This is a genomic window from Draconibacterium sp., from assembly GCF_041583095.1.
Classification (GTDB): Bacteria; Bacteroidota; Bacteroidia; order Bacteroidales; family Prolixibacteraceae; genus Draconibacterium.
The window spans coordinates 1-10,521 of record NZ_JBFHGM010000183.1 but is presented as its reverse complement, the minus strand read 5'-3'; the positions used below and the strand labels follow the sequence as shown (position 1 = coordinate 10,521).

6 protein-coding genes are annotated in these 10,521 nt (G+C 40.3%); all 6 read left to right on the top strand.

What is annotated here, in order from left to right; translation table 11 throughout:
• Positions 1-215: 215 nt before the first annotated feature.
• The 6 genes from ABZB17_RS15720 (at position 216) to ABZB17_RS15695 (ending at position 10,471) form a co-directional block, all read left to right on the top strand.
• Positions 216-806 (top strand): nucleotide exchange factor GrpE, encoded by a 591-nt coding sequence (locus ABZB17_RS15720; RefSeq protein ID WP_045032444.1) that lies wholly within the window; start codon positions 216-218, stop codon positions 804-806.
• An 18-nt stretch (positions 807-824) separates the two neighbouring features.
• On the top strand, positions 825-1,991 hold the full coding sequence (gene dnaJ / locus ABZB17_RS15715) for a molecular chaperone DnaJ (protein ID WP_372651405.1): 1,167 nt from the start codon (positions 825-827) through the stop codon (positions 1,989-1,991).
• 323 nt (positions 1,992-2,314) lie between these two features.
• Positions 2,315-2,944, top strand: a complete 630-nt coding sequence (locus ABZB17_RS15710; protein ID WP_372651403.1) for a Crp/Fnr family transcriptional regulator — start codon at positions 2,315-2,317, stop codon at positions 2,942-2,944.
• 442 nt (positions 2,945-3,386) lie between these two features.
• Positions 3,387-4,559 (top strand): phosphoglycerate dehydrogenase, encoded by a 1,173-nt coding sequence (locus ABZB17_RS15705; protein WP_372651401.1) that lies wholly within the window; start codon positions 3,387-3,389, stop codon positions 4,557-4,559.
• 201 nt (positions 4,560-4,760) lie between these two features.
• Positions 4,761-6,776 carry a transketolase family protein gene (locus tag ABZB17_RS15700; protein ID WP_372651400.1) on the top strand — a complete coding sequence of 672 codons (2,016 nt, stop codon included), beginning with the start codon at positions 4,761-4,763 and terminating at the stop codon, positions 6,774-6,776.
• Between the two features lie 161 nt (positions 6,777-6,937).
• Positions 6,938-10,471, top strand: coding sequence for a PAS domain S-box protein (locus ABZB17_RS15695; protein WP_372651398.1), 3,534 nt, complete (start codon positions 6,938-6,940; stop codon positions 10,469-10,471).
• Positions 10,472-10,521: the final 50 nt, after the last annotated feature.

Sequence of the window (10,521 nt, the reverse complement as noted above, 5' to 3'; positions counted from 1 at the left end):
CTTCGTGGCCCGTCACTTGACGCTGCTCTGCACAAAATTCTAAGAGAAGAGCTGTAGACACTACTTTAAAAATAGTATAAATCGTTCAAATTGGCACTCGGAATCAGATTCGGGTGCCAATTTGTCGTTTATATTTGCATGGCAAAATTTTTGCTATGTCAGCGTAGCATAAAAAAGGCTTACAGTTAATTATTTATACTGAAAATTTAGGTAAAATGGCAGAAGAAAAAGTAAACAAGGAAACAGAAGAAGAAAAAGATATCGCAGCTCAGGTTGAAGATGCTGCAGCCGAAAAGGAAGAAAAAGCGGACGATAAAAAAGACAAGAAGAAAAAATCGAAAAAAGATAAGAAGGAAGAACAGTTGGAAGAATTGGGCCAAAAACTTCAGGAGCTTCAGGACAAACACCTGCGTTTGCAAGCTGAGTTTGACAACTTCAGAAGAAGAACGATGAAAGAAAAAGCCGACCTGATTAAAACGGGTGGCGAGTCGGTTATCGTTAATATTCTTCCGGTTATCGACGATTTTGAGCGTGCGCTTGATTCGATGAAACACCTAGAGGACGAAGATGCAGGCAAACACGGAACAGCCCTGATATACAAGAAATTTCAGGAGTTCCTAAAACAAAACAACGTAAAAGAAATCGAAGCTCAGCATGCTGATTTTGACGTTGACCTGCACGAAGCCATTACAAAAATTCCGGCGCCAAGCGAAGAATTAAAAGGTAAAGTAGTTGATGTAATTCAAAAAGGTTATTGCTTAAACGAAAAGGTAATCCGGTTTGCCAAAGTTGTAATCGGAGAATAAAAATTCAGAGGAGGAAGAATGGCAAAAAGAGATTATTACGAGGTATTGGGAGTTGGCAAAAGTGCTTCTGCTGAGGAAATAAAAAAAGCTTATCGTAAAAAGGCTATCCAATATCACCCGGACAAAAATCCGGATGACAAGGAAGCTGAAGAGAAGTTTAAAGAAGCAGCCGAAGCCTACGAAGTACTTAGCAATCCGGAGAAAAAACAACGTTACGATCAGTTCGGTCATGCCGGAATGAGCGGCGCTGCCGGTGGTGGCGGTTTTAGCGGAGGCGGTTTCTCTGACATTGAAGATATCTTCTCGGCTTTTGGCGACATTTTTGGCGGACATTTTGGCGGATTCGGTGGATTTAGCGGAGGTGCTGGCCGAAGCAGAGGTGGCCGGAGAGTGAGCAGGGGTTCCGATTTGCGCGTTAAAGTAAGGCTAAACCTCCAGGAAATTGTTAACGGTGTTGAGAAAAAGATAAAAGTAAAAAAATACGTAGCCTGCAAGCATTGTAGCGGAACCGGAGCTAAAAACGGCTCATCGTATTCCACTTGCGGAACTTGTGGTGGCGCAGGTCAGGTAACACGTGTTCAGAATACTTTACTGGGGCAAATGCAAACCAATTCGGCTTGTCCAACCTGTCAGGGCGAAGGGAAAATGATCACCGACAAATGTAATCACTGTGCCGGCGAAGGAGTTGTTCGTGAGGAAGAAGTGATTAACATCAAAATTCCGGCTGGTGTTGGCGAAGGCATGCAGCTGAATGTTTCGGGAAAAGGAAACACCGGACGACGTGGCGGTATAAACGGCGACTTGCTGGTGGTTATTACAGAAGCAGAAGACGAGGAATTGGTTCGCGACGGAAACAACCTGATTTACAACCTGTTCTTATCGTTTCCGGAAATTACGCTGGGTACCACAGCCGAAATTCCAACCGTTGACGGAAAAGTGAAAGTTAAAATTGAGCCCGGTACACAACCCGAAAAAATACTTCGCTTACGCGGAAAAGGTATTCCCGATGTAAACGGTTACGGACGCGGCGATTTGTTGGTTCGTGTGCATGTTTGGATACCTAAAAAACTGAGCAACGAAGAAAAACGTGCGTTGGAAAAACTTCAGGATTCGCCCGGGTTTCAGGGTGGACCTTCAGCACAGGAAAGATCATTCTTTCAGAAAATGAAAGACATGTTCGAATAAATAAAATTTGACGACCATAAAACAAAAAAAGATTCCTAACTGAATGGGAATCTTTTTTTGTTTCCGGAAATGTGATTTAATGAAGGAGAACGGAAAACATTTTAATCAGAAAATTTCAGACAAAATCCGTATTTCATTGATTTTTTTTGCAGAAATGCGGCACAACATTAAATTTGCTGAAATTGAACTACTAATACCGATTAGCAATTGAATGAAGCCTAAATTCGTTTTACTCTTAAAGTCTTTTCAATTGCCTGTCGGCATTAACCATTATAATCTCAAAACTTCGCTTAAGGCTCAGTTTGAAAAACAATTGGTAAAACATGGAAGATTTTTATACACGATACAATTTTCTTGAACCCGAATTACAGGAAGAAATTCTGCAGGTTGCCGTAAGAAAAAAATTTGCTCAGCACGAAACCTTAATTCGTGAAGGTCAGTTTATTTCCAGTTTCCCAATGGTATTGAAAGGACTGATACGCGTTTCGCGCACCAGCGAGGCCGGCAACGAATTACTGCTTTATTACCTACAGGCCGACGAAGTATGTGCCATGTCGTTAACCTGTTGCATGGCTCGCCAAATTAGCGAAGTTAATGCAATTGCCGAGGTGGATACCGAGGTGCTTATGATTCCGGTGGAAATGCTGGATGCCTGGACAAGCAAATATCCCCTGTGGAAACAATACGTGATGCAAACCTTTCAAAACAGGTTTCGCGAATTAATCAATACACTTGATGCGGTTGCCTTTTTAAAACTCGATGAACGTTTAGTAAAATTTTTTATCGACCGACATAAAAAATCGGGCGTTCAGACTTATTCCGGCACACATCAGGACCTGGCTCTTCAACTCAATTCATCACGCGAAGTGATCTCGCGTCTTTTAAAAAAGCTGGAAAAAAACGGAAAAGTTTCACTTTCACGAAATTTTATTGATTTTTCTGGCCTTTTGTGACTTACATTACATACCCATTTGTATTCTATTATTTTATTTGCAGGTATTAAATCTAAAGACATAATAGTTCATAACTATTGTTTCATAATTTTTTGGGTTATAAAATCGGTTAGTAGTTGAAGGTTGATGAGCCAGGCTGGAGAGTCTGGCTTTTTTTTGCTTTATCCTAAACAAAATCTGCCATTTCAAATTCTCACTCCGCACTCCCATTTTCATATATCATTCTTTAAAACGAATAAGACTTCAATTCAGGATAAAATTCTGATGCACTTTCTGGTTTTATTCATTAATGTTAATTTCATATTGATAATTAATCCCCGAAATCCCTTATAATTTATAGATATAATGCTGATATTTGTCATTAAAATATATGCTACCCAATATTTTGCATTTTTGGATAGTGTTATCAGCTACAGAGAATATCAATTAAAAAACAAGCTACATGTTTAAAATTCAAACTCTGAATAAAATTGACCCCGATGGTCTGAAACTATTCCCACTTGACAATTATGAGATTGCAAGCGAGCTTCCAAATCCGGATGCTATTGTTTTGCGCAGTTTTAAAATGCATGATGTTGAAATTCCATCGTCGGTAAAAGCTGTTGCAAGAGCCGGAGCGGGTGTAAATAATATTCCAATCGAAAAATGCACCGAAAAAGGAATTGTGGTTTTTAATACACCGGGAGCTAACGCCAACGGAGTAAAAGAGGCCGTAATTGCCGGAATGCTTATGGCTTCTCGCGATTATATTGGCGCAGCAAACTGGGCGAAAACATTAATCGGACAGGGCGATGCAGTTCCATCGTTGGTTGAACAGGGTAAAAAGAACTTTGCCGGAGAAGAAATAAAAGGTAAAACACTGGCCGTAATAGGTTTGGGAGCCATTGGTGTTTTGGCAGCAAATGCTGCGTCGGCACTGCGTATGAACGTTATTGGTTACGACCCATACATGTCGGTGAAACACGCACTGAAACTGAGCCGCGAGGTAAAAGTGGTTGAAGGTATACAGGTGTTGTTGCAACAAGCCGATTTTATTACCATCAACATTCCGTTGTTACCCGATACAAAAGGCTACATCAACAAAGACAAATTCGCCATGATGAAAGATGGCGTTAAAATTCTGAACTTTGCACGTGGTGGCCTGGTAGATCACGCCGATTTAAAAGTGGCAATCGAGTCGGGTAAAGTGGGCAAATATATTACCGATTTCCCTGATGAAGAATGCCTGAAACTGGATAATGTAATTTCAATTCCTCACCTGGGTGCTTCAACAAAAGAATCGGAAACCAACTGTGCCATTATGGCTGTTGAACAAATGCGCGACTACCTCGAGAACGGTAACATTAAAAACTCGGTAAATTTCCCTGCTGCCGAACTGGAGCGCAACGGTGGAAGCCGTATTTTGATTGCAAACCGCAATGTTCCGAATATGGTTAGCCAGATTTCAACTGTATTGGCTGCCGAAGGATTGAACATTGATAATATGCTGAATAAAAAACGCGAAGATATTGCGTATAACATTATCGATGTTGACGCTGAAAAGATCAACGACAGTGTAAAAGAAAAACTGTTAGCTATCGATGGAATCTTTATGGTTCGTTTGATTAATTCATGAAGCGTAACAGTTTACAGAAATATTTCACAAAAAGGAGAATCAGGATTATATCTGGTTCTCCTTTTTTTATGCCGGCAACTGCATCGAGCTCATTGCTAAATTATTATTAATAACAAGCAAACCCGCTTTCCAAGTCCCTCTTTTTTACTATTTTTGGCGTTCCTGTCCTGCCTAAAGTAAATTGAAAAAAATTACAAAAAAATGAGTAAAAGTATTGAAGTTAAAGCAGCTGATAATGTTCGTATTCTGGCTGCCGCAATGGTTGAAAAAGCAAATTCGGGCCACCCTGGCGGAGCAATGGGCGGAGCAGATTTTGTAAACATCCTTTATTCTGAATTCCTTAATTACGATCCATCGGACATGACATGGGCAAACCGCGACCGTTTTTTCCTCGATCCGGGCCATATGTCTCCAATGCTTTACGGAATTTTATCGTTGGCAGGTTTTTACAGCATGGAAGATGTTGCCAATTTCCGTCAGTGGGGAAGCGTAACTCCGGGACACCCCGAAGTTGACGTTGAGCGTGGTGTTGAAAATACATCAGGTCCACTCGGACAAGGCCATGTTATGGCAGTTGGTGCAGCCATTGCCGAGCGCTTTTTGGTAGCTCGTTTTGGCGAGTGGATGGCGCACAAAACATATACTTTCATCTCTGATGGTGGTATTCAGGAAGAGATTTCGCAGGGTGCGGGTAGAATTGCCGGTCACCTGGGATTGAGCAACCTGATCATGTTCTACGATTCAAACGACATTCAGCTGTCAACAGAAACCGACGAGGTGACTACTGAAGACACTGAAATGAAATATAAAGCCTGGGGATGGAACGTGGTTACCATTGCCGGTAACGACGCCGATGCCATTCGTAAAGCTTTAAAAAATGCACAGGAAGAAACTGAAAAACCAACCCTGATTATTGGTAAAACAATTATGGGTAAAGGTGCCATTACTGAAGATGGTGCAAATTTCGAGCGTCAGTGTTCAACTCACGGTCAGCCATTATCGGGTGCCGGTGCATCGTTTGCAAAAACAATTGCGAATTTGGGTGGCGATCCTGAAAACCCATTCGTAATTTTCGATGATGTAAAAGAATACTACGAAAAACGTAAAGCAGCGTTGATTGAAGCTGCAGCAGCAAAAAAGGCTGAGCAGGCAAAATGGGAAGCTGCAAATCCTGAATTGGCAGCAAAACTAAAAGCTTTCTTCTCAAACGAAATTCCGGAAATTGATTACAGCAAAATTGAGCAAAAAGCAGGTATCGCAACACGTGGTGCTTCTGCAACTGTTCTTTCGGTATTTGCCAAGGAGGTTGAAAACATGATCGTGTCGTCTGCCGACCTTTCAAACTCGGATAAAACGGATGGTTTCCTTAAAAATACAACATCGTTCAAAAAAGGTGATTTTAGCGGACAATTCCTGCAGGCAGGTGTTTGCGAGCTTACAATGGCCGTAATTATGAACGGTATGGCATTGCACGGTGGAGTGATTCCGGCATGTGGTACTTTCTTCGTATTCAGCGATTACCAAAAACCGGCGGCACGTCTTGCTGCATTGCAGGAACTACCGGTTAAATACATCTGGACACACGATGCATTCCGTGTGGGAGAAGATGGTCCTACTCACCAGCCGGTTGAGCAGGAAGCACAAATCCGCCTGTTGGAAAAATTGCAAAACCACAGCCACAAAAACTCAATGTTGGTATTGCGTCCTGCCGATGGTAACGAAACTACCGTTGCTTGGAAAATGGCTATGGAAAATACAGATACTCCAACAGCACTTATTTTGTCACGCCAGGGAATTAAAGAAGTAACTACATACGAAACAGCACAGGGAGCTACAAAAGGTGCATACATCCTTCAGGATTGCGAAGGTACACCTGATGTAATTCTGTTGGCAAGCGGTTCGGAAGTAAGTACTTTGGTTGACGGTGCCGAATTATTGGCCAAAGACGGTGTTAAAAGCCGTATCGTTTCTGTTCCTTCTGAAGGTTTATTCCGCACACAAAGTACCGAATACCAAAAAGAAGTTCTTCCTGCAGGAGTTACCAAATTTGGTTTAACCGCCGGATTGCCTGTAACACTTGAAGGACTGGTTGGAATGGACGGAAAAGTGTTTGGTCTTGGATCATTCGGATTCTCTGCTCCGGCCGGAGTATTGGATGTAAAACTGGGTTATACAGGCGAAAATGTATACAACCAGGTAAAAGAATTATTGGCATAAGAACAATAAACTTATAAATCAAAAGGTGCATCTTTACGATGCACCTTTTTTTGTATCCTCTTGATTTTTATATAAGAAAGTGTTCCCCAATTTTATTATATTAGCACATTAAGGTGATTTGAATTGTGCTCATTTCAAGTATAACCAGAGAAAATAAGGGGATGATTAATAAGGCTGATCAAAAAATTGCACACCTCCATAAGATTATTGAAAGTACACGGGAAATTGTCCGTTTAATCGTTTCCGAGAAGAATCCGGCACAACTGGCAAAGAACACCTGCCGGATACTCGTAAATACACGTGGTTACTATTATGCATGGATTCTATTGCTTGATGATCTCCAAAAAGCAGATTCTTTCGCAGGATTTGGAGACCCCGAAATTGTAGATAATGTAAAAAAGCAACTTTTACAAAACGGGGTTCCGGATCAGCTTTTACAAACTATTTCCCAACTAAATGATGCCGTAACGAGAAATATTCCGTCTTCGTTGCTTATTGCCCCGGATTCAAACAAGTGGATTCCCATATTGACCCCTTTAAAGGATAATGAGAGGTTATATGGAATCCTTTGTGCCGGAATTCCGATAAAAGATTATAGTCACCCAAAAGAAAAACAAACATTTATTGAGATAGCTGCCGATGTTGGGTTTGCACTATCAAAAATACAACAGGAAAAAGTAAGCAAAAATACTCAGATTCGTTACAAGAATTTGGTAAACTCTCTTAATGATGGGTTACTGATTTTACAAGATGGGGTAATAAAATTTGTAAACAAATCTTTGTGCGAAACAACAGGTTACTCCGAAGATGAACTTCTCGATAAAGAATTTACCATGCTTGTTGCCCCGGAAGAATTGGATAAAGTAAAACAACTTTATACTGAACTTCTTTCAGTCAACGCGGTTCAAAAAAAATACGACTCGGCAGCAATAACAAAATCAGGCCGGTCCTTTTCGGTTGAAATCACCCCGGTGGATACCATTTTCGATAACCGTCCTGCATTTATGATTATTCTTCATGATAACTCGGAGTTAAAATACACATTGGAACAACTAAAAGAACGTGAAGCATATTTTCGCTTCCTTTCCGAGTCTGCGTTTGAAGGAATAATTGTGCACGACAACGGGATAATTCTTGATGTAAACGCTACCCTCCTAAGAATTACAGGATACTCGCGCAAAGAAATGATTGGCAAAAACCTGCTTACCGATTTCTTTCAAGAAAAAGATCAAAATAAGATCCGTCGCAAGATCAACAGTCCGGTTGTAAAACCGTTTGTTCTTTCGGCGTTTAAAAAAGATGGCACCTATGGATATGTTGAAGTTGAGGCACGTAGCATAGTGTACAAAGGCAAAAAAGCCCGAATAGCAGCTGTTCGCGATATTTCTGAACGATACCGATTACAAAACGAAATAAAAAAGGAACAGGATAAACAAAACCGCTTGCTTGACGATCTTCCCGGCGTTGCATATAATTGCAAGAATAATGAACGGTGGAGTATGAATTTTATCAGTAAGGGAAGTTATGCCCTTTTGGGGTATAAACCTGAAGAGCTAATCGAAGGCGGTTCAATCGATTTTTATTCCTTAATCCATCCTGATGACATAAAACATATCCAGGAAGCAATTCGAAATGCAATTGACCAAAACAAATCGTTCGAGATAGAATACCGTATTTTTAACAAGCAAAAACAGGAAAAATGGGTTTGGGAACGAGGAAAAGCAGTTTATCACAACGATGAGATTTTACTTGAAGGCTTTATAAGTGATATAACCAGACGGAAAAAATTGGCAAAATCCAATGAAATGTTGTCAAAAGCTATAGAATCAAGTCCGGTAAGTATTATAATTACTGGCATCGAAGGGCATATAGAATATGTCAATTCCTGTTTTGAAACTGTAACCGGCTACAAAAAAGAAGAAGTATTAGGTAAAAAACCCGCTATACTAAAGTCAGGATTACAAGATTCGAAAATCTATAAACAGATGTGGGCTACAATTAAGGCTGGCGGGATTTGGCAGGGAGAGTTAGTAAATAAAAAGAAAAGTGGAGAGTTCTTCTGGGAACACGTCAATATTTCTCCAATTTATAACGAAACAGGACTTATTGAACAATTTATATCAGTAAGGGAGAATATAACTGAAAAAAAACAGACCTTAAAAGAGCTACAAAAAGCTAAAGAAACTGCGGAACAAAATGAAAGAAGGTTTAAGGCCCTGCACAATGCATCGTTTGGAGGTATAACTATTCACGACAAAGGATTAATTCTTGACTGCAACCAGGGATTGAGCAATATTACCGGCTATTCTCATGAGGAGCTACTTGGCATGGATGGTATGAAATTAATTGCAGCAGATCAGCGCGAAATAGTTATGAAGAAAATTCTAAGTGAATACGATAAGCCATACGAAACCGTTGGACTCCGTAAAAACGGGCAAACGTACCCACTTCGCATACAGGGCAAAATGATTCCTTATAACAACAAACTGGTTCGTGTTACTGAATTCAGAGATATTACCGAACAAAAAGAAATTGAAAAAGAACTGGTTCGGGCCAAAGAAAATGCCGAACAAAGTGATAAGTTAAAATCCTCTTTCCTGGCCAATATGAGTCACGAAATCAGAACACCGATGAATGGTATTTTAGGATTTACCGAATTATTGAGAGACCAGGAATTATCTCTCCAACAACGCACAGAATTTATCGACGTAATTCAAAACAGTGGAGAAAGAATGCTTAATACAATAAACGATATAATTGATATTTCTAAAATTGAATCGGGGATGGTTATTGCACATATGCAGGACATAAACCTACCGGCATTGATAAAAGAGCTTTACATTTTCTTCGAGCAATCGATGAAACTGAAAGGCATTACTTTTAAACTGAACGAAAACAATGGTAATCCGGTAATGCTTTTACACACCGACCCTGATAAACTTAATTCAATTCTTACCAACCTCATACGGAACGCCTATAAATTCACCTCATCTGGCACCATCGAGTTTGGATACACAACCAGCAAGAACCACATTAACTTTTTTGTAAAAGATACAGGTGTTGGAATACCGCAGGAAAGACAACAGGCAATTTTCGAGCGATTTGTGCAAGCCGACATTGCAGACTCGCGGGTTTTCGAAGGTTCGGGACTGGGCCTTGCCATTACAAAATCGTACACCGAAATGTTAAACGGTACAATCAGCCTTGAATCGGAAGTTGGGAAAGGAACTACCTTCTATGTTTCGCTGCCTATGCAGGCAACAATCAATTCACAACAAACCACACCTTCTGAATTACAACTGATTGACAATGTTTTACAACAAAATAAGTTAAAAATATTGATTGCTGAAGATGACACCATATCGATAGAACTGCTAAAACTTCTGGTTCGCGATATCGCGTCGGAGATACTGGTTGCCAATAACGGGAAAAAAGCAGTTGAAATGGCCCGGAATACCCCTGACCTTAACCTGATTTTGATGGATATTAAAATGCCGGTTATTGATGGGTATACAGCAACAAAAATGATACGGGAGTTCAACACATCAGTGAAGATAATCGCTCAATCAGCATTTGCACAAACAGAAGATATTAAAAAGGCAAACAGTGCAGGCTGTGATGATTTTATTTCGAAACCAATTAACAGGAAACTACTGATTGAAACAATCAACGAGCTGTTTCTGAACGATCTTTAAGTAGGAAACAACAAAATAAAAAGGCGTATCCGTTACCGGATACGCCTTTT

Coding starts and splice junctions, on each gene's coding strand:
- ABZB17_RS15695 (WP_372651398.1), top strand. CDS start 6,938: ATGATTAATAAGGCTGATCAAAAAATTGCACACCTCCATAAGATTATT.
- ABZB17_RS15700 (WP_372651400.1), top strand. CDS start 4,761: ATGAGTAAAAGTATTGAAGTTAAAGCAGCTGATAATGTTCGTATTCTG.
- ABZB17_RS15720 (WP_045032444.1), top strand. CDS start 216: ATGGCAGAAGAAAAAGTAAACAAGGAAACAGAAGAAGAAAAAGATATC.
- ABZB17_RS15710 (WP_372651403.1), top strand. CDS start 2,315: ATGGAAGATTTTTATACACGATACAATTTTCTTGAACCCGAATTACAG.
- dnaJ (WP_372651405.1), top strand. CDS start 825: ATGGCAAAAAGAGATTATTACGAGGTATTGGGAGTTGGCAAAAGTGCT.
- ABZB17_RS15705 (WP_372651401.1), top strand. CDS start 3,387: ATGTTTAAAATTCAAACTCTGAATAAAATTGACCCCGATGGTCTGAAA.